17 protein-coding genes are annotated in these 19,306 nt (G+C 71.8%); 12 read left to right on the top strand and 5 right to left on the bottom strand.

Annotated elements, in window-relative coordinates:
• Positions 1-113 precede the first annotated feature (113 nt).
• Positions 114-686 (top strand): hypothetical protein, encoded by a 573-nt coding sequence (locus LNK82_RS37365; RefSeq protein WP_230571570.1) that lies wholly within the window; start codon positions 114-116, stop codon positions 684-686.
• A gap of 24 nt (positions 687-710) precedes the next feature.
• Here LNK82_RS37365 and LNK82_RS37360 read toward each other — a convergent pair whose 3' ends face one another.
• A complete protein-coding gene (locus tag LNK82_RS37360) occupies positions 711-1,943 on the bottom strand; it encodes an ABC1 kinase family protein (RefSeq protein WP_230571569.1) in 1,233 nt (410 codons plus the stop codon).
• 853 nt (positions 1,944-2,796) lie between these two features.
• Between LNK82_RS37360 and LNK82_RS37355 the strand changes: the two genes are divergently transcribed.
• Positions 2,797-5,031 carry a rhamnogalacturonan lyase family protein gene (locus LNK82_RS37355; protein WP_230571568.1) on the top strand — a complete coding sequence of 745 codons (2,235 nt, stop codon included), beginning with the start codon at positions 2,797-2,799 and terminating at the stop codon, positions 5,029-5,031.
• A gap of 139 nt (positions 5,032-5,170) precedes the next feature.
• On the opposite strand, the gene LNK82_RS37350 is transcribed toward LNK82_RS37355, so the two are convergent.
• From LNK82_RS37350 to LNK82_RS37340, 3 genes are all read right to left on the bottom strand, one after another.
• Positions 5,171-5,653 carry a DinB family protein gene (locus tag LNK82_RS37350; protein WP_230571567.1) on the bottom strand — a complete coding sequence of 161 codons (483 nt, stop codon included), beginning with the start codon at positions 5,651-5,653 and terminating at the stop codon, positions 5,171-5,173.
• Positions 5,654-5,710: 57 nt separating this feature from the next.
• The gene (gene ligD, locus LNK82_RS37345) at positions 5,711-6,694 is read right to left on the bottom strand and encodes a non-homologous end-joining DNA ligase (RefSeq protein WP_308257427.1); all 984 of its coding nucleotides are present in this window, start codon (positions 6,692-6,694) and stop codon (positions 5,711-5,713) included.
• A 162-nt stretch (positions 6,695-6,856) separates the two neighbouring features.
• The gene (locus LNK82_RS37340; protein ID WP_230571566.1) at positions 6,857-7,702 is read right to left on the bottom strand and encodes a helix-turn-helix domain-containing GNAT family N-acetyltransferase; all 846 of its coding nucleotides are present in this window, start codon (positions 7,700-7,702) and stop codon (positions 6,857-6,859) included.
• Between the two features lie 100 nt (positions 7,703-7,802).
• Between LNK82_RS37340 and LNK82_RS37335 the strand changes: the two genes are divergently transcribed.
• From LNK82_RS37335 to LNK82_RS37325, 3 genes are read left to right on the top strand one after another with little or no spacing between them, the layout of a single operon-like run.
• Positions 7,803-9,116: an FAD-dependent oxidoreductase gene (locus LNK82_RS37335; RefSeq protein ID WP_230571565.1), complete on the top strand. Its 1,314-nt coding sequence runs from the start codon at positions 7,803-7,805 to the stop codon at positions 9,114-9,116.
• Positions 9,103-10,353: an MFS transporter gene (locus tag LNK82_RS37330; RefSeq protein ID WP_230571564.1), complete on the top strand. Its 1,251-nt coding sequence runs from the start codon at positions 9,103-9,105 to the stop codon at positions 10,351-10,353. The genes LNK82_RS37335 and LNK82_RS37330 overlap by 14 nt, the downstream gene beginning before the upstream one ends.
• 13 nt (positions 10,354-10,366) lie before the next feature.
• Positions 10,367-10,696: an MmcQ/YjbR family DNA-binding protein gene (locus tag LNK82_RS37325; protein WP_268997721.1), complete on the top strand. Its 330-nt coding sequence runs from the start codon at positions 10,367-10,369 to the stop codon at positions 10,694-10,696.
• A 58-nt stretch (positions 10,697-10,754) separates the two neighbouring features.
• Here LNK82_RS37325 and LNK82_RS37320 read toward each other — a convergent pair whose 3' ends face one another.
• Entirely contained in the window at positions 10,755-12,365 is a 1,611-nt protein-coding gene (locus LNK82_RS37320) for a peptide chain release factor 3 (protein WP_230571562.1), read from the bottom strand.
• Positions 12,366-12,513: 148 nt separating this feature from the next.
• Between LNK82_RS37320 and LNK82_RS37315 the strand changes: the two genes are divergently transcribed.
• From LNK82_RS37315 to LNK82_RS37285, 7 genes are all read left to right on the top strand, one after another.
• The gene (locus tag LNK82_RS37315; protein ID WP_230571561.1) at positions 12,514-12,888 is read left to right on the top strand and encodes a MerR family transcriptional regulator; all 375 of its coding nucleotides are present in this window, start codon (positions 12,514-12,516) and stop codon (positions 12,886-12,888) included.
• 64 nt (positions 12,889-12,952) lie between these two features.
• Complete coding sequence (locus LNK82_RS37310) at positions 12,953-14,629, top strand: ribonuclease J (protein WP_230571560.1); 1,677 nt, start codon at positions 12,953-12,955, stop codon at positions 14,627-14,629.
• A gap of 351 nt (positions 14,630-14,980) precedes the next feature.
• Positions 14,981-15,670 (top strand): arsenate reductase/protein-tyrosine-phosphatase family protein, encoded by a 690-nt coding sequence (locus LNK82_RS37305; protein ID WP_230571559.1) that lies wholly within the window; start codon positions 14,981-14,983, stop codon positions 15,668-15,670.
• Positions 15,671-16,381: an MIP/aquaporin family protein gene (locus tag LNK82_RS37300; RefSeq protein WP_230571558.1), complete on the top strand. Its 711-nt coding sequence runs from the start codon at positions 15,671-15,673 to the stop codon at positions 16,379-16,381.
• Positions 16,378-16,788 carry an arsenate-mycothiol transferase ArsC gene (locus tag LNK82_RS37295; RefSeq protein ID WP_230571557.1) on the top strand — a complete coding sequence of 137 codons (411 nt, stop codon included), beginning with the start codon at positions 16,378-16,380 and terminating at the stop codon, positions 16,786-16,788. Before LNK82_RS37300 ends, LNK82_RS37295 begins: the two co-directional genes overlap by 4 nt.
• 137 nt (positions 16,789-16,925) lie before the next feature.
• Complete coding sequence (locus LNK82_RS37290; RefSeq protein ID WP_230571556.1) at positions 16,926-17,648, top strand: spermidine synthase; 723 nt, start codon at positions 16,926-16,928, stop codon at positions 17,646-17,648.
• Positions 17,649-17,712: 64 nt separating this feature from the next.
• Positions 17,713-19,299: a serine/threonine-protein kinase gene (locus tag LNK82_RS37285; RefSeq protein ID WP_230571555.1), complete on the top strand. Its 1,587-nt coding sequence runs from the start codon at positions 17,713-17,715 to the stop codon at positions 19,297-19,299.
• Positions 19,300-19,306 lie beyond the last annotated feature (7 nt).

Here is a 19,306-nt window from a genome sequence, read left to right as displayed (position 1 = left end):
ACTGCACGTCACGTCGGCTGACACGATCTAGTCGACCTCGTCGCGGACCCAGCCGGCACAACCGATCTGACCTAGATTCAGCTCGTCGCAGTGACGAGATCACGGAGGACCTGATGTTGAACCTGTTGCCCAAGATCGGTGTCGAGATCCCGTGCAGTTGCCTGGCCCTCAACACCCCGATGACGATCGGCACCAGCCTGTTCACCCTCGACTTCAAGGGCGGCATCAAGATCCGGGTCGAGGTCAACCCCAACGAACCGCTCAACTCGGTACGACTGCGAGTGGTCGGCCACAAGATCAGTGCCGAACTGCCCGCGAACGGCACCGAAGACGCCACCACGGTCACGATCGAGCAGAACGACCTCGACATCGACGCGAAGAGCGTGTTGCGACTGATCTCGAAGTTCCCGCCGAAGTTCGAGCAACTCATGGTGCTGAGCTTCACCATGACCATCGACAACCCCGGAGCGGTGCTGCGGAACGCGGGGATCCAGGCGACCGTTCCCTCCGAGCCGCTGGTGCTGTCCACGAAGAATCCCGTGCAGTTGACCAGCAAGCTCACGAAGTTCCCGCCGAAGGGCGACATCTACAAGCTGACGACTCCGATGGAGCTGGTGCTGCCGGACAACCCGGACACCACGATCGTGCGGATCGACCAGTTCCCGGTGAAGGTCGGCACGCTCTGACGCCGTGGATCTCCTGCAGCAGCCTCATCGCGATGCGCCGCCGCGTGCCATCGCACGCTCGAACAACGCGGCGACCAGCAGGGGCTTGGCCTCCCGCTGGAAGTCGACCTCAGGGTAGAACTCGCGCACGGTGCCCTCCAGCACCAGCAACGACAGGATCGGGAACACGAACTGCGGGTCGGCGTAGAAACCGTGCCGCCGCTGCACGTCGAACAGCGTGGTGGCGAAGGAGATGAGGTCGAACTCCCCCGCCCTCCGGCCCACGCTCGCCTCCACCAGGGCCACCAGTTCGGCGCGGAAGCCGTCCGGGTCCGCGCCCGGCACGGTCGTGGCCGTCGAGGCCACGATGTCCGCGCACGCCGGCCCGTCGCCACGACCCATGCAGTAGAAGAACGCCGCGAACTTCTCCCGCGCCGAGTCCGACAGCCGCACGGTGAACCCGGCATCCAGGATCACGATCGAGCCGTCCTCCCGGAAGTACAGGTTCCCGGGGTGCAGGTCGCAATGGACCACACCGTCGAGGAACAGCATCCGGTACACCGCACGCAGCGCGGTCACCACGGCACGCCGCCGGTTGGCCTCCGAGAGCTCATCGGGCCGGAAGCGAACCAGGTCGTCGACGAACCCCATCACCACCACGTCCTCTGTGGACAGTTCGCGGTCGACCGCCGGGACGGTCACCCCGGGGACGTGGGCCATGGTCCTCCGGAACCCGTCGAGCAGCTCGGCCTCGCGGGTGAGGTCGAGCTGCGCCCGGATGCCTTCGGTGAGCTGCCGGGCGATGTCCACGACCGGTGCACCGCGCAGCACTGGCAGCCGAGCCAACACCCCGGCGACACGCTCCAGCACAGCCAGGTCCAGCGGCAACGACCGCACCACGTCCGGTCGACGCACCTTGACCGCGACGTCCCGGCCACCGGCGACCCGAACCCGGTAGACGCAGGCAATGCTGCCCGACCCGACAAGCGTCGCAGGCGTTCCGGCCAACCCCCGCAGCGCCGCGAACGAGGACGCAGGTTCCGGACGCACCTCGTCATAGAGCCGGGCCAGTGCACGGCAGACCTTCGGCGGCAGCAGATCCGCCCGCGTGCTCAGCAACTGTGCCGCCTTCACGAACGCGGCACCCAGCTCGACCACCGTGCCCGCCAACCACGACTCCAGCACGGGCCCGGCCCGGTGCCCGCGCAGCCGGCCGGTCACCGCCAACCGAGCCAACAACAACGAACGGCCACCGACGACGACCAGAACTCGTGCCAACCGAAGAATCACCGCGCCGCGACTGACATTCCCGACGGCCATCCTCACGAGCGCCTCCGAATCAGACGGGCACGGCATCGCATTGAGACGCTATCAGCCCTCAAGTGAAGGTTGGGAAAGAGAAAGAGCGTAACCCTCCTCAATGGACGGAACCTCTCCGTCACGCCCCGCGACCGCACTGCCGGGCGCAGCGACCGCGCCGCACCGACCGGTTGATCCGGAGTGCCGCAGGCCCCGACCACGTCACTCGCAGTGGATCGCCAGGACGCCGCCGGCCCGAGGGCGACCCACCCGAGGATGACCTTCCGAGACGCGGGGCGAGCCGTGATCCCACCCGGGCGCGGCGGCCGGATGCCCCTCGCACCGGAGCGAAAACTTTCGGTGAGGCTGTTGACACCGGGACGGTGGCGTTCGTACGGTCTTCCTCGGCACCGTTGGCGCTCGAACCTCCCAGGGTGCCAACAGATCCAGATTACGACCAAGCCACCCGAGTGATCACGCCACCGCAGTGACCACCATCTGGATAGCGCTTTCCAGCACGCGTGTGACGATAATTGAATCGTTTCAAACACCGGGCTCACCTCGCGCAGCCTCGCCGCAGGACCAGCCCGGCCACGTCTGGGAGCGTTCCCAGAACCGACGAAGGAGCAACGGTGCTCACCATCTTTGTCAGAGTGCGAACCACCGCCGTGACGACCTCACGACGCAGGGACCACCGAGTCTGCTGCTAGCGCCGCAGCCGCACGGTGGCCGCGCCTTCTCATGGCGCCCGGTGGTCGGCCCGAGCACGACGCCGACACCGGTTCGACCACCGGCACCCCATGTCGTTCGACTTCCCCACTGGAGGTTCGTCATGCTCAGAAACAGGCGGCGCGCCGCGCTGCTCGCTGCCGGCGTCGCCCTGACCGTCGCCGGGAGCGGTGTCGTCACTTCCCCGGCTTCGGCGGCCCCGACGCGCTACGAGGCCGAAACCACACCGGCCACCTGTGCCGGCGTCATCGAGTCCAACCACACCGGCTATTCCGGCAGCGGGTTCTGCAACGCGGACAACGCCGTCGGGGCGTCATCGCAGTTCACCGTCACGGCGGCCGCGGCGGGCTCGGTGACCATCGGCGTCCGGTACGCCAACGGAGCGACCGCCAACCGCCCGGCCGACGTGCTGGTCAACGGTGCGGTCGTCCACTCCGCCACCGCGTTCGACCCGACCGGCGCCTGGACCACGTGGGTCACGAAGACGCTCACCGTGGCGGTGGTCGCCGGCACGAACACGATCCGGTTGAGCCCGACCACCGCGGCCGGCCTGGCGAACGTCGACTACCTCGAAACCGACGTCACGGGCACCCCGCCCACCGGCAAGCAGATGGAGGACCTCGACCGGGGCCTGGTGAGCGTGCGTTCCGGGACCGGCAACCTGGTCTCGTGGCGACTGCTCGGTACCGAGTCGGCCTCGACCGGGTTCAACGTCTACCGGGGTACGACGAAGCTGAACTCCTCCCCCGTCACCAACTCCACCAACTACCTGGACTCCGGGGCAGCGGGAGACGCCTCGTACACGGTCCGCGCGGTCGAGGACGGGGTGGAGAAGGAGCCGTCCGCGCCGTCACTGCGCTTCACCGGCGGCAACTACCTGGACGTGCCGATCTCCCGGCCGGGGAGCACCTACACGGCCGGTGACGCGAGCGTCGGCGACGCGGACGGCGACGGCCAGTACGAGATCTTCCTCAAGTGGGATCCCAGCGACCAGAAGGACAACTCCCAGTCCGGCGTCACCAGCAACGTCTACCTCGACGCCTACAAGCTCAACGGACAGCGGCTGTGGCGGGTCAACCTGGGCCGCAACATCCGCGCCGGCGCGCACTACACCCAGTTCCAGGTGTACGACTACGACGGTGACGGCCGGGCCGAGCTGGCGGTCAAGACGGGCGACGGCACGGTGTCCGGCACGGGTCAGGTGATCGGCAACGGCAGTGCCGACCACCGCAACTCCTCCGGCTACATCATCACCGGACCCGAGTACCTGACCGTGTTCAACGGCCTCACCGGCGCCGCCATGTCCACGGTGCCGTTCGAGCCGGCCCGCGGCAACATCTGCGACTGGGGCGACTGCAACGGCAACCGGGGCGACCGGTTCCTGGCCGGCACCGCGTACCTGGACGGGCAGCGCCCCAGCATCATCATGGGCCGCGGGTACTACGCCAAGAGCACGATCGCGGCGTGGGACTTCCGCAACGGGCAGCTCACCCGGCGCTGGAAGTTCGACTCCGGCTCCGCCGGCAACCAGTGGACCGGCCGCGGCACGCACTCCCTGTCCATCGCGGACGTCGACGGCAACGGCACCGACGAGATCATCTACGGCGGCATGACCATCAACGCCAACGGCACCGGGCGGTACACCACCAACTTCTACGCCCACGGTGACGCCTTGCACGTCGGCGATTTCATCCCGAGCCGTCCGGGCCAGGAGATCTGGCAGATCCACGAGCAGAGCTCCGGCGCAGCCGCGACCCTGCGCGACGCCAACAGCGGCGCCACCATCATGCAGAAGAACAACACGTGCAGCTGCGAGGGCCCTGCCCGCGGCGCGGCCGGCGACGTGTACGCCGGGAACGCCGGAGCCGAGTTCTGGGGCCGGGGCACCGGGCTGGGCAACCTGTTCAACGGCTCCGGTGGCAACGTCGGGCGCAGCCCGGGCAGCGCGAACTTCCTCGCCTGGTGGGACGCCGACCCGGTGCGGGAGCTGCTGGACGGCAACCACGTCGACAAGTACGGCACCGGCGGTGACACCCGCCTGCTCACCGGCACCGGAGCACACTCCGTCAACGGCACCAAGTCGACGCCGTCGCTGTCCGGTGACCTGTTCGGCGACTGGCGCGAGGAGGTCATCCTGCCGCGCGACGACAACGCCGCGCTGCGCATCTACGCCACCACCACGCAGACCGACCGGCGGATCCACACCCTGATGCACGACGCCCAGTACCGCGTGGCCATCGCGTGGCAGAACACCGCCTACAACCAGCCGCCGCACCCGAGCTTCTTCCTCGGCGGCGGCATGAGCACCCCGCCGCAACCGAACATCTACGTCCGCTAGCCCCGATCCGCGGGCGGGGCGGGGGGGGGGCCCCCCCCCCCCCCCCCCCCCCGCCGGCCCGCCCCCCCCGCCCCCCCCCCCCCGGGGGGGGGGGGGGCGGGGCGCGCCCCCCCCCCCCCCCGCGCACCGCTGTGCTCCGTCAGCGCGGACCCAGCCCCGTCTTGCCGTCGAGCAACTCCCGCCAGATGTCGAGGTGGCCGGCGTGGCGCGCGGTCTCCTCGATCATGTGCAGGACGATCCGGCGCAGGTCGGTGGTCTCGTCGCCGAGCTCGTCGGGGTGCCGCGCGGCCGGGCGGGTGGTCAGCGGTGTGGAGGCGAGGATGGCGTTCGACCGCTCCCGCTGGTCCCGGTAGAAGGCGAAGACCTCGGCCGATGACCGGGGCGTGGTGAACGGCGCGGGGTCGTCCGGCCACGGTAACGCGTCGGCGTGGCCCTGGAGGACTTCCTGGAACCAGTGCCGCTCGGCGTAACCGAGGTGCTCGACCAAGGCGAGCGGCGTCCAGCCGGACGGCAGCACCGCGGTCGTCAGCGCTTCCTCGTCGAGGCCGTCGAGGATCGCCAGCACGGCACCCCGCTGCGCGTCCAAGAACGTCGCCAGCGCCGACTTCTCGTCGTCGTCCACCGGTCCTTCCCCCTGTCGATCGGATCGGCGCGGACGGTAACAGGGAGCACCGACAATTCACGGCGCCGGCATCCGGACGTCGTCGGGATCCTTGTCCGGCCGCAGCCCGCGCCACGACGAGTGGCGCAACCGCCGGTCGGTGGTCCAGGCCCGGTACTCGACCTCGCCGACCAGTTCCGGCCGCACCCAGTGCGCGCGGCGGGCGTGATCGGCGGGCACCGCGTCGACGAACGGCGACTCCGCGCGCTCCAACGGCCGCAGCCGCTGCTGGAGGTCGAGCAACGCCGAGTGGGTGAACCCGGTGCCGACCTTGCCCACGTAGTGCACCCCGTCGTCACACCGCACACCGAGCAGCAGTGACCCGATCGTGCCCGCACGGCGACCGTCACCGGGTCGCCAACCGCCGATCAGCACCTCCTGCGTGCGCACCAACGGCACCTTCACCCACGCCGCCGAACGCCGCCCCGGCTCGTAGCGCGAGGTGACCCGTTTCGCGACCACGCCTTCCAGCCCGTAGTCCTCGGCCACCGCGAGCACGTCCTCGCCGTGCACCTCGCTGAACGACGGCGGTACGCGCACCTCCGCCTGGCCGCCCAGTCCCAGCGCCGCCAGCTCCTGCCGCCGTTCCGCGTAGGACGCGCCGAGCAGCGACCGGCCGTCCAGGTGCAGCAGGTCGAACACGTAGTACACGACCGGCACGCGGGCCAGCAGGTCGTCACCCGGTCGGGCCACGTGCATCCGGGACTGGAGCCGCCCGAAGTCCGGCTGCTTGCGTGCGCCCAGAGCGACGATCTCACCGTCCAGCACGGCCTCGTGATCACCCAGGAGGGCGGACAGCGCCCGTACCTCCGGGTAGGTCGCGGACACCTCCAGGTCGTTCCGGGTCATCGCGCGCACCCGCCCACCGCGCGCGTAGGTGACCGTGCGGACACCGTCCCATTTGAACTCGAACGCCCACCCGGACCCTGGCGGGAGTTGCCCCGGCGAGGCCAGCATGGGTCGGATCAGCTCGGGGAACCCCGACTCGGCGCGCAACGGCAAGCGACCGTCCCTTGTAGACGGATCACGTCGAACCCAGTGTCACCCACCAGGTCCGACGCCGCACACCGGCGGACACGATCGTGGCCGCCGGCCGTTCTGAGTGTTGAATTCAAGGGTCCTGAACGTAGGACTCTCGCGTGCTGAACGTAGGACTCTCGCGGGTCAGCAGGTTGGGGTGGTGGTGGCGCGGCGTTCGAGCATGACGGTGTCGCGCCAGACGCCGTGGTGCTGGGCGATGCGCTCGCGGACGCCCACGGTGCGGTAGCCGGCCGAGTGGTGCAGGGCGATGCTGGCCCGGTTCTCCGGGAAGATGGCGGTCTGGAGGGTCCAGAGGCCGGCGTCGTCGGCGGCGGTGACCTGCTTGTGCAGCAGCGCCTTGCCCACACCGCGACCGCGGAAGCCGTCGCCGACGTAGATCGACGTCTCGGCCACGCCGGAGTAGCACTCCCGGGCGGAGACGGGGGTGGCGGCGGCCCAGCCGGCGACCTTGCCGTCGACGACCGCGACCCAGCGGTGCTCGGGCAGCCACTTCGACTCCAGCGTGCGACGGCTGGGCGTCTCGGTCTCGAAGGTGGCGTTGCCGGTGGCGATGCCCTCGCCGTAGATGCGGCGCACGTCGGACCAGTCGTCGTCGCCCAGGGGGCGGACGGTGACGTCGGTGGGCAGGTCGGTCGGGCAGCACGGCCGGGTGACGATGGTGCCCATGACGGCGTCGGCGGCGTGCGGCAGGCCCGTGCAGCACGCCGCGTTGACCGACACCAGGGTCGCGGTGCCCTCCTTGCGCAGCCGCACGAAGCCCACGTCGGCGAGCTTGCGCAGGTGGTGCGAGCAGGTGGACTGGCTGACGCCGACGGCCTCGGTCAGCGCGCCCACGGTGATCTCGCCGGGGTGGGTGGCGACGGTGTGCAGCAGGCGCACGCGGGTCGGGTCGGCCAGGCAGGCGAACCACTCGGCGTAGGTGGAGGCGTCCTCGGGCGCGAGGCCCACCGCGGGCAGCGTCGTCGTCATGCGCCCAGTCTATCGATTGAAGTCGATGGTTGCATCCATCGAGCCTACTCGATACATTGCTCTCTGTTCGATCGAGGAACACCGATGAAAGAGGTGCGTGGTGGACGAGCTCTCCGTGGTCGTGGTCGGGGCTGGGCCGGTCGGGTTGGCGGCGGCGGCCCACCTGCTGGAGCGCGGGCTGCGACCGCTGGTGCTGGAAGCGGGCCCGCAGGCGGGCGCGGCGGTGGCGCAGTGGCGGCACGTGCGGCTGTTCTCGCAGTGGTCCGAGCTCGTCGACCCGGCCGCGCGCCGCCTGCTGGAGCCCACCGGGTGGCGTTCGCCCGACCCCGACGGCTACCCGACCGGCGAGCAGTGGGCGGCCGAGTACCTCGTGCCGCTGGCCGAGGCGTTGGGCGACCACGTCCGGGTGAACGCCCGCGTGGTCGGCGTGGCCCGCCGCGGCCGTGACCGGGTCGTGGACGCGGGCCGCGACAGCGAGCCGCTGACCGTGCACGTCGAGGGCGGCGAGCGGATCACCGCGCGGGCCGTCGTCGACGCCTCGGGCACGTGGGGCGCGCCGAACCCGCTGGGTGGCGACGGGCTGCCGGCCGCGGGCGAGCCGGAGGCGGCGGACCGGATCGGCTACCGCGTGCCGGACGTCGTCGGCGAGCAGGCCCGGTACGCGGGCAAGCGGATCGCCGTGGCGGGCAGCGGGCACTCCGCGCTCACCGCCCTGGTCGCGCTGGCGGACCTGGCCGAACGGCATCCCGGCACGCGCGTGACGTGGCTGCTGCGCCGCGGCGCGGTGGGCGCCGTGTTCGGCGGCGGCGAGGCGGACCAGCTGCCGGCGCGCGGCGCGCTGGGCCTTCGGGCGCGGGCCGCGGTGAAGGCCGGGCACGTCGAGGTGGTCACCGGCTTCCGCACCGGGTCCGTCGAGCGCGACGGCGAGCGCCTGGTGCTGGTGTCGGAGGACGGGCACCGCCTCGAGCCGGTGGACGAGGTCGTCTCGCTGACCGGGTTCCGGCCGGACCACTCGTGGCTGTCGGAGGTGCGGCTGGACCTCGACCCGGTGTTGCAGGCGCCGACCAGGCTCGCTCCGCTCGTCGACCCGAACGTCCACTCCTGCGGCACCGTCTACCCGCACGGCGCAAATGAATTGCGGCACCCGGAGCCCGGCGTGTACCTCGTGGGTATGAAGAGCTACGGGCGCGCGCCCACGTTCCTCGCGTTGACCGGCTACGAGCAGGTCCGCAGCGTGGCCGCCGAGATCGCGGGCGACCACGAGTCGGCGGCGAACGTCGAGCTGACGCTGCCGGAGACCGGCGTCTGCGGCGGATCCGGCGTGTTCGACGTCGAGCCGGCGTCCTCCGGCGGGTGCTGCGCCTCGCCGCGGGTGGCGGACCTGACGCTCACCGCCCCGGGTGCCCGGGTCTGAACTCGCGCGGCCCGGCGTGCTCAGGGGACACGCCGGGCCGCGCCGCGTGCTGGTGGTGCTGTGCCTGACCCAGATCACCAGCTGGGGCATCCTGTTCTACGGCTTCCCGGTGCTCGCGCCCGCGATCTCGGCGGACGCGGGCTGGTCCGACACCGCGGTCATCGGCGCGTTCTCGGTGGCGCAGCTGGTCAGCGCGGTGGTCGGGGTGCCGGTCGGCAGGCTGCTCGACCGGCGCGGGCCGCGCGTGGTGATGACGACCGGGTCGCTGCTGGCCGTCGGCGCTCTGGCGGTGGTCGCGTCGGCGCGGTCGCTGCCGTGGTTCTACGCGGGCTGGGTGCTGGTCGGCGTGGCCATGGCCGGTGTGCTGTACCAGCCGGCGTTCGCCGCCCTGACCCGCTGGCACGACCCGGACCGCCGGGTGGCCGCGCTGACGGTCGTCACGGTGGCGGGCGGGCTGGCGAGCACGGTGTTCGCCCCGCTGACCGCCACGCTGGCCGCGCACCTGGACTGGCGGCAGACCTACCTGGTGCTCGCGGCGGTGCTGGCCGCGGTGACGGTGCCCGCGCACCTGTTCGGCCTCCGGCTGCCGTGGCCCGCCCACCCGGCCGCCTCGGACACCCGTCGGCCGACCACCATCGCCCGCAGCCGCCCGTTCGTGCTGCTCGTCGTGTCGATGAGCCTCGGCGCGTTGGCCGTGTACGCGATCGTGGTCGCCATGGTGCCGTTGTTCGCCGAACGCGGTCTCTCGACGACCACCGCCGCCTGGGCGCTCGGCCTGGGCGGCGTCGGGCAGGTCCTCGGACGGCTGGGCTACGGACGGCTGGTCGCGCGATCCGGCGTGAAGGCCAGGACCGCGGGCGTCCTGCTGGTGGCGGCGGCCACGACCCTCCTCTTGGGACTGGTCCCCGGACCGGCGTTCGCCCTGATCGCCGCCGCCGCGCTGGCGGGCGTCGTCCGGGGCATCTTCACGCTCATCCAGGCCACCGCCGTCACGGACCGCTGGGGCACCGCCCACTACGGGCAGCTCAGCGGCGTCCTGCACGCGCCGCTGACGGTCACCGCCGCGGTGGCCCCGTGGGCCGCGACCGCGCTCGCCGGGACGCTGGGCGGTTACCCGGCGGTGTTCGCCGTGCTCGCCGCGCTGGGCGTGGTCGCGGCGCTGGTCTCCCTCAAGTCCGTGCCGCCCTACACTGTGGACCGGGACTTCCGTGGGGGCCGCAGTGGCAGTGAGCAGTGACGGGTTCATCCGGATGGTGAACGCGCTCGTCGACGTCGAGCGCGCGGAGGGCGGGGACTACAGCTCGTTCAGCGTGCGCGGCAAGCGGTTCGGCTACTACTGGCCGCGCACGCAGACGGTCGGCTTGAAGCAGTTGCTGTCCGAGCAGCACGCGCTGGTGGCCGAACGGCCGGACGTGTTCGAGGAGCAGTTCACGTCCGGCGGTTTCGGCTGGGTGGTGGTCTACCTGGCCGGCATCGAGGCCGACGAGCTGGCCGAGCTGGTCTTCGAGGCCTGGCGCCTGTCCGCGCCCGAGGACCTGCTCTCCCGGGTACCCGACCCGGCACGGGAAGGGCGCCGCTGACGTTCGGGCGCGCCGCCGACGTTCGGCGTCGGTCAGGCGCGCCCGGCCGACCTCCGGCTCAGTCGGTGCCCGCGACGAGCGGTTCCAGCACCACCTCGGGGTGCAGGCGCTTCAGCACGCCGAGCGCCGTGGAGTCCGGGAACAGGGCCAGGTGCGTGCCGTCGTCCCGGGTGAGGACCTCGCCGCGGTTGCTGTCGACCGCGGTCCGGTGCGCGAGGTCGGGCAGTCGCCGCACCACCGTGTAGGGCAGCCGTTCCAGGCGTACCGGCGACTTGAACTCCGCGTCCAGGCGGTGGGCGGCGACCTCGAACTGCATCGGTCCGACGGCGGCGAACACCGGCGAGCCGTCACCGCGTCGGGCCGAGCGCAGGATCTGCACGACCCCCTCGGACCCGAGCTGCTCGATGCCCTTGCGGAACTGCTTGGCCCGGCTCAGGTCCGCCGGGCGGACCACCGCGAAGTGCACGGGCGCGAAGCTGGGCAGGCCGGGGAACCGCACCGCGGGCTTGTCGGTGTAGAGCGTGTCGCCCACCCGCAGCGAGTTGGCGTTGACGAGCCCGATCACGTCGCCCGGGTAGGCGGTGTCCAGTGTGGAGCGCTGCTGCCCGAAGACCTGCTGGACGTACTTGGTGGCGAACGGCTTGCCGGTGGTGGCGTTGGTGACCACCATCCCGCGTTCGAACACGCCCGAGCAGACGCGGGCGAACGCGACCTGGTCGCGGTGCGACGGGTCCATGCCGGTCTGGACCTTGAACACGAACGCCGAGAACGGCGCGTCCAGCCCGCGTGGCCGCGCGTCGACGTCCGGGCGCGGCGTCGGCCGCGGCGCGAGGTCGACCAGCAGGTCGAGCAGGTGCCGCACTCCGAAGTTGAGCACGGCCGAGCCGAACAGCACCGGCGTGGCCGACGCGTTCAGGAAGCGCTCCAGGTCGAAGGTGCCGCCCGAGGCGGCCAGCAGGTCCAGCTCCTCCACCGCGCGCGTCCACCCCGGGCCTTCCTCGGCCTCCGCGCGGGCGGGGTCGAGGCGTTCCTGGCCGGCGGCCGTCGCGCCGCCCGCCGTGCGCGAGTAGCGGATGAACTGCCCGTCACGGCGGTCCAGCACGCCCCGGAAGTGACCGGCCTCCCCGACCGGCCAGGTCAGCGGCATGGGCTGCAACCCGATGCGCTCCACCAGCTCGTCGCACAGCTCCAGCGCGTCGCGCCCGGGCCGGTCCCACTTGTTGACGAACGTGATCACCGGGATGCCCCGGTGCCGGCACACGTCGAACAGCTTGAGCGTCTGCGGCTCCAGGCCCTTGGCCGCGTCCAGCAGCATCACCGCCGAGTCGACGGCCGCGAGCACCCGGTAGGTGTCCTCGGAGAAGTCCGCGTGACCGGGTGTGTCGAGGAGGTTGACGACCGTGTCGCCGTAGGCGAACTGCAGCGCCGCCGACGTGATGGAGATCCCCCGCGCCTTCTCCATCTCCATCCAGTCCGACACCACGCCGCGCCGGCCGGCCTTGCCGTGCACGGCGCCCGCCTCGGAGATCACCCGCGCGTGCAGCGCGAGCGCCTCGGTCAACGTGGACTTGCCCGCGTCGGGGTGGCTGATCACCGCGAACGTGCGCCGCCGATCCGCCTCCCGCAGCACCTCGGCGGGTGAGGCCGTCACCGAACCTGCGGTGGTCATTCGCTCTTCTCCTGGACTCGACGGGTGTCACCGGCTCGACGGAAACCACCGAACCTACCCTCACGTTACGGTAGCCTCCGGCCGCGCCGCACCGGTGCCACAATGGTCGAACGTATAAGGCGTCGGAAGGGATCTTGTGGGCGGGCACATGCAGATCGGCGAGGTGGCCGACCGGACCGGCCTGTCGCTGCGCACGATCCGCTACTACGAGGAAGTCGGCCTGGTCGTGCCCAGCGCCCGCAGCCAGGGCGGGTTCCGCCTCTACACCGAGCCCGACGTCGACCGCCTCCAGGTGGTCAAGCGCATGAAGCCGCTCGGCTTCCAGCTCGAGGAGATGCGCGAACTGCTGACCATCCTCGACGCCCTCTCCGCCCTCGACGACGACGACGACCGCGACAAGCACCTCGACCGCCTCGCGCAGTTCCACACGACGGCCGAGCAGCGCTGCGAGGAGCTCCGCGCCCAGTTGCGGATCGCCGAGGACTTCGCCGGCAGCCTGCGGGCCCACCTGCCCCACGCCTGAGCACCCCGAACCCGGGCCCGAGTGTTCGCGCCCGGGCACCCTCACGTAACGTGAGGGTGTGACCATGGCTCGAACCTCCACCCCGCCACCGACCCTCACCGCCGGCGCGCTGCGCGTCATCGCCCTCGGCGGGCTGGGTGAGATCGGCCGGAACATGACCGTGTTCGAGCACGAGGGCAAGCTGCTCGTCGTCGACTGCGGTGTGCTGTTCCCCGAGGAGCACCAGCCCGGGGTGGACGTGATCCTGCCGGACTGGACCTGGATGCGCGACCGGCTGGACGACGTGGTCGCGGTCGTGCTGACGCACGGCCACGAGGACCACATCGGCGGCGTGCCCTACCTGCTGCGCGAGCGGGCCGACATCCCCGTCATCGGCTCGCGCCTGACGTTGAGCCTGCTCGCCGCCAAGCTCGTCGAACACCGCATCACGCCGGTCACGGTGGAGGTCAAGGAGGGGCAGCGGCTCGCGCGCGGCCCGTTCGACCTGGAGTTCCTCGCGGTCAACCACTCCATCCCCGACAGCCTGGCCGTCGCCATCCGCACCGCCGCCGGCCTCGTGCTGCACACCGGCGACTTCAAGATGGACCAGTTCCCGCTGGACGGCCGGATCACCGACCTGCGCGGTTTCGCCCGCCTCGGCGAGGAGGGCGTCGACCTGTTCCTGGTCGACTCCACCAACGCCGACGTGCCGGGCTTCACCACCTCCGAACGCGACCTGGCCCCCGCCATCGACGAGGTGTTCCGCACCACGCCGCGCCGGGTCATCGTGTCCAGCTTCGCCAGCCACGTGCACCGCATCCAGCAGGTCCTCGACGCCGCCCACGCCCACGGCCGCAAGGTCGCGTTCGTGGGGCGTTCCATGGTCCGCAACATGGGCGTGGCCACCGAACTCGGCTACCTCAAGGTGCCCGACGGCCTGGTCGTGGACATCAAGCGCATGGACCGGATGCAGCCCCACCTGGTGACCCTGGTCTGCACCGGCTCCCAGGGCGAGCCGATGGCCGCGCTGTCCCGCATGGCCGGCGGCGACCACTCGATCCAGGTCGAGGAGGGCGACACCGTCCTGCTGGCCAGCTCGCTGATCCCCGGCAACGAGAACGCCATCTACCGGGTCATCAACGGCCTGACCGACCGCGGCGCGAACGTCGTGCACAAGGGCAACGCGAAGGTCCACGTCTCCGGCCACGCCAGCGCGGGCGAGCTCGTCTACTGCTACAACATCGTGCAGCCGTCCAACGTGCTGCCGGTGCACGGCGAGGCACGACACCTGCGCGCCAACGCCGAGCTCGCCGTGCGCACCGGCGTAGACCGCGACCGCGTGCCGATCGCGGCCAACGGCCACGTCGTCGACCTTCAGGACGGCCGGGCCCGAATCACCGGCAAGGTCGAGATCCACAACGTCTACGTCGACGGGCAGACCGTCGGCGGCGTGACCGAGGCCTCGCTGGCCCAGCGGCGCACGCTCGGCGAGGAAGGCGTCATCACCGTCGTCGCCATCGTCGACATCGACTCCCGCCGGCTGGCCGAACCGCCGGACTTCATCGCCCACGGCTTCGAGCACGACGCCTCCACCTTCGCCCCCGCGATCCCCGCGATCGAGAAGGCGCTGGTCGGCGCGAACGAACGCGGTGTCACCGACTTCGAGGAACTCGAACGGCTGATCGCGCGCGAAGTGCAGAACTGGGCGTACCGGACCCACCGCCGTCGTCCCGTGGTCATCCCCGTGGTCGTCGAGGCCTGACGCGTCAGGCGCCGCGTGCGCCGCCGCTCCCACACGGCGGCGTACGCGGCGACACGTTCCCGGTCCTCACGGGGATCGCAGACCCACGCCGGCCACCTCGAATGCGGTCGCGCCGGCCTGCGGGTGCGCCGGGTGACGTCCCTTGTCCACCACGCGAGTCGCACCCTGCCCGCTCGCGACATGTTCCCCGAGGTGTCGCCTTCGCGCTGATCCCGAGGCGTTGTCGTTCTCGATCATCATCGCGTTCGGGCTGATCGGCGTGCACAAGCTCATGCGCTCAGGTCTCCGGCTCCCGCTGACCGAGCGGCCGTCCGGTTGACTTCGGTCGACTGCTCAAGCACCATTGAGTCAATGAGCACTGACTGGTCGTCGGACATGGTGGCGCGTGCGCGGGTGCACGCGGCCTTGGGTGAGCCCGCGCGGCTCGCCCTGGTGGACCTGCTCGTGCTCGGGGACGCCTCGCCCGGCGAGGTCGGTCGCAAGCTCGGGCTGCCCAGCAACCTGCTCGCCCACCACGTGAAGCTGCTGGAGCAGGCCGGTGTGGTGGAGCGGTCCCGGTCGGAGGGCGACCATCGGCGCACCTACCTGCGGCTGCGCACGTCCGCGTTCGCCGACCTCGTGCCCAGCGGGCTGCGGCGGGCGCCGCGGGTGGTGTTCGTGTGCAGCCACAACTCCGCCCGCTCGCAGTTGGCCGCCGCGCTGTGGAAGCGGCGCAGTGCGGTGCCCACGGCCAGCGCGGGCACGCGGCCGGCGGAGCGCGTGCACCCGTTGGCCGTCGCCACCGCCCGCACGCACGGTCTGTCGCTGACCCGAGCCAGGCCGCACCACCTGGACGACGTGCTGCGGCCCGACGACCTGGTCGTGGCGGTGTGCGACAACGCCCACGAAGAGCTCACCGACCACGACGACCGGCTGCACTGGTCCGTGCCCGACCCCGCCGCCGTCGGCACACCGACCGCGTTCGACGCCGCCTACCGCGACCTCGCCGACCGCGTCGACCGCCTCGTGCCCGCCGTCCGCCCCGCTCCCGAGGACTCCTGAATGCCCCGCCCGCTCCCCCACCGCCTGCTGGCGGAGTACCTGGGCAGCCTGCTGCTCGCCGCCCTGGTCATCGGCTCCGGCATCGCCGCCCAACGCCTCTCCCCCGACGACGTCGGCCTGCAACTGCTGGAGAACGCCGCCGCCACCGCCGTCGGCCTCTACGCCATCATCCTCGTCTTCGGCCCCGTCAGCGGCGGCCACTTCAACCCCGCCGTGTCCATCGCCGACGCCGTGTTCGGCGGCCTGGCCTGGCGCGACGTCCCCGCCTACGCGCTCGCCCAGGTGCTGGGCTGCGTCACCGGGGCGGTGCTGGCCAACGTCATGTTCGAGGCGTCGCCGGTCAGCATCAGCACCACCCAACGCGCCACCCTCGCGCACGGGGTCTCCGAGGTCGTGGCCACCGTCGGCCTGCTGCTGGTGATCTTCGCGCTGGTCCGGTCCGGCCGGGCCGCCCTCGCGCCGTCCGCCGTCGGCGCCTACATCGGCGCGGCGTACTTCTTCACCAGCTCCACCAGCTTCGCCAACCCCGCCATCACCGTCGGCCGCGTGTTCAGCGACACCTTCGCCGGCATCGCACCGAGTTCGGTCCCGGTCTACGTGACGGCCCAGCTCGTCGGCATCGCGGTGGCGATCCCGCTGCTGCGCCTGCTCTACCCCACCCAGACCACCGCCGAGAACGCCGCACCCGTCACCGAAGGGCAAGTCCGTTGAACCCCAAGCCCGAAGTCCTGTTCGTCTGCGTCCACAACGCCGGCCGCTCCCAAATGGCCGCCGCACTCCTCCAGCACTACGCGATGGGCCGCGTCACCGTCCGCTCCGCCGGCTCCGCACCCGCCGACAAGGTCAACCCCGCCGCCGCCCAGGCGCTGGCCGAGCTGGGCCTCGACATCACCGCCGAAGTGCCGTCCAAGCTCACCACCGAAGACGTCGAAGCCTCCGACGTCGTCATCACGATGGGCTGCGGCGACACGTGCCCCGTCTTCCCCGGCAAGCGCTACCTCGACTGGGAGCTCGAAGACCCCGCGGGCCAGGGCATCGACGCCGTCCGGCCCATCCGCGACGACATCGACCGCCGCGTCAGGGGGCTGCTCGCCGAACTCCTCGACGCGCCCGCCTGAGCCGCCGGCCGGCCCCGCGCTCACCCGGGTCGGAGGCGTGCTGCGACGATGGACGTCACGGTGCGCTCACCGCGTGCCCGCGGTCCACTGTGGTCCCCGACCACCACCGTCGAGGACCGACCCGGAGGTAACACCTGATGAGCGCGCGTTTCCAGGAACTCGACTGGCGTCAGACCCCGCTGGGCGAACTCGTCCTGCGTCGCCGTTGGGATCCCGTGTTCGACCGCGAGGTCCACGAGATCAAGCTCAACGACGAGTTCCTGATGTCGAGCCTGTTCACCGTGTCGGAGGTGGAACTGGCACGCCTGGCGCTCGCCGACCTGCCCGCGCCGCTGGACGTCGTCGTGGGCGGTCTCGGCCTCGGCTACACCGCGCGGACCGTGCTGGAGAACCCGGCCGTGCGGTCGGTGGTCGTCATCGACGCGCTCGGCGAGGTCATCGAGTGGCACCAGCGGGGCCTGCTGCCCGGCGGGCAGGAGCTGGCCTCCGACCCGCGCTGCCGACTGGTGCACGGCGACTTCTTCGCGCTCTCGCGCTCCGACGGCGGCCTCGACCCGGCCGACCCCGACCGCCTGTTCCACGCGATCATCGTCGACATCGACCACTCCCCGAGGCACCTGCTGCACCCGGACAACGCCGACTTCTACGAGCCCGAGGGCCTGCGCCGCCTCGCCGCCCGGCTGCACCCCGGCGGCGTGTTCGCCCTGTGGTCCAACGACCCGCCGGACGAGGACTACACCGCGGCGCTCGCCGACCGGTTCGCCGAGGTCGGTGCGGAGGTCGTCCGGTTCCACAACCCGTTGCAGCAACGTGAGGCGACCGCCACCGTCTACCTCGCGAAGACCGCGTCCGGCGACTGACGTCCGCGGCTGGAGCACCGGACGTAAGGTTGTCCGGTCGACGCCGGGAAGGGCGGGGTTCGTGATGGACGTGGGTCGCCTGGTGGCCGGGCGGTACCGGCTGCGCGGGCGCGTGGGCGCGGGCGCGATGGGCGTCGTGTGGGAGGCGCTGGACGAGCGCCTGGACCGCGTGGTGGCGCTCAAGCAGCTCGTGGTGCCCGAGGGGTCCGACCCGGTCGCGGCGGCGGGTCGCGCGGCGCGGGAAGGGCGGATCGCCGCCCGGTTGCAGCACCCGAACGCCGTGACGGTGCACGACGTCGTGGAGGACGACGGCAAGCCGGTGCTCGTCATGGAGTACCTGCGGGCGCGGACCCTGGCCGAGCTGATCGCGCGCGGCCCGTTGCCCGTCGAGCGGGTGACGCTCATCGGGGCGCAGATCGCCGGCGCGCTGGCGGCGGCGCACGCGGCGGGCGTCGTGCACCGGGACGTCAAGCCGGGCAACGTCCTGCTGACCGACGACGGCACCGCGAAGATCACGGACTTCGGCATCGCCCGCGCGGTCGGTGACGTCACCGTCACCAGGACCGGACTGCTCGCCGGCACGCCCGCGTTCCTCTCGCCGGAGGTCGCGCGCGGCGGCGAGCCGGGGCCGGCCTCCGACGTGTTCGCCCTCGGCGGCACGTTGTACGCGGCGGTGGAAGGACGTCCGCCGTTCGGCGACGGTGACAACGCGATCGCCCTGCTGCACGCCGTCGCGGCGGGCCGCTTCGCGCCGCCGACGCAGGCCGGACCGCTGACCGACGTGCTGATGGACCTGCTGCGCACCGATCCGGCCGCCCGGCCCACGATGGCGCAGGCCGCCGAACGGCTGCGCGCGCCGACCGCACCGCCGGCGACCCGACTGGACCTGAACCCGGCGGACCTGCCACCGCCCGGCCCGCACGCGGAAGGCTCGGTCGCCACTGACCCGCACCGGGCGGACCCGACACCGCAGCCCGCCGATCGGAACCCCGGAGCCCACGCCGGTCCGGCACCGTGGTCGACCGGCCCGCACGCGGCAGCCCCGGCGGGTCCGCGCCCGACCGCGTTGGCACCACACCCGACCGCCCTCGCGCCACAGCCCGCGCGTGGTGGGCGCGCGGGGCTCATCGCGGTGGCAGCGGCGGCTGTCGTCGGGCTCGTCGTGCTGATCGTCGTACTGGCGAACGGGAATCGGCCCGCCGACAACGCGGCCGGCGCGGTCACGCCCACGTCGTCGTCCAGCAGCACGCCCGCTCCCGCCCAATTGACACAGGCAGTTGCCGAGTACTACGCGTTGTTGCCGAAGAACACCGCCCAGGCCTGGGAACGGCTCGGGCCCGGTCTGCGCGCGCAGGGCCGCCCGCAGTACGAGAAGTCCTGGCGCGACATCAAGGACCTCACCGTCAGCGCCCCGCCCACCGCCGCCGGACCCGACACCGTCACCATCGGCATCGACTTCACCGGCCCGGAGGGCAAGAAGTTCCGCGAGTCGCACCGCCTGCGGCTCGTCGTCCAGGACGGAACGCCGCTGATCGACTCGGTCGAAGTCCTGTCCTCCCAACGCATCGGCAAACCTGACGACGACGAGCACGAGGACAAGAAGAAGGAGGACGACAAGAAGCGCGGTGGCGGCAGGAGCGGCGAAGGCTGAGGGCCGG

The sequence above is a fragment of the Saccharothrix luteola genome (assembly GCF_020859565.1).
In the GTDB taxonomy this organism is placed as follows: Bacteria; Actinomycetota; Actinomycetes; order Mycobacteriales; family Pseudonocardiaceae; genus Actinosynnema; species Actinosynnema luteola.
This window is presented reverse-complemented; position numbering and strand designations above follow the sequence as displayed.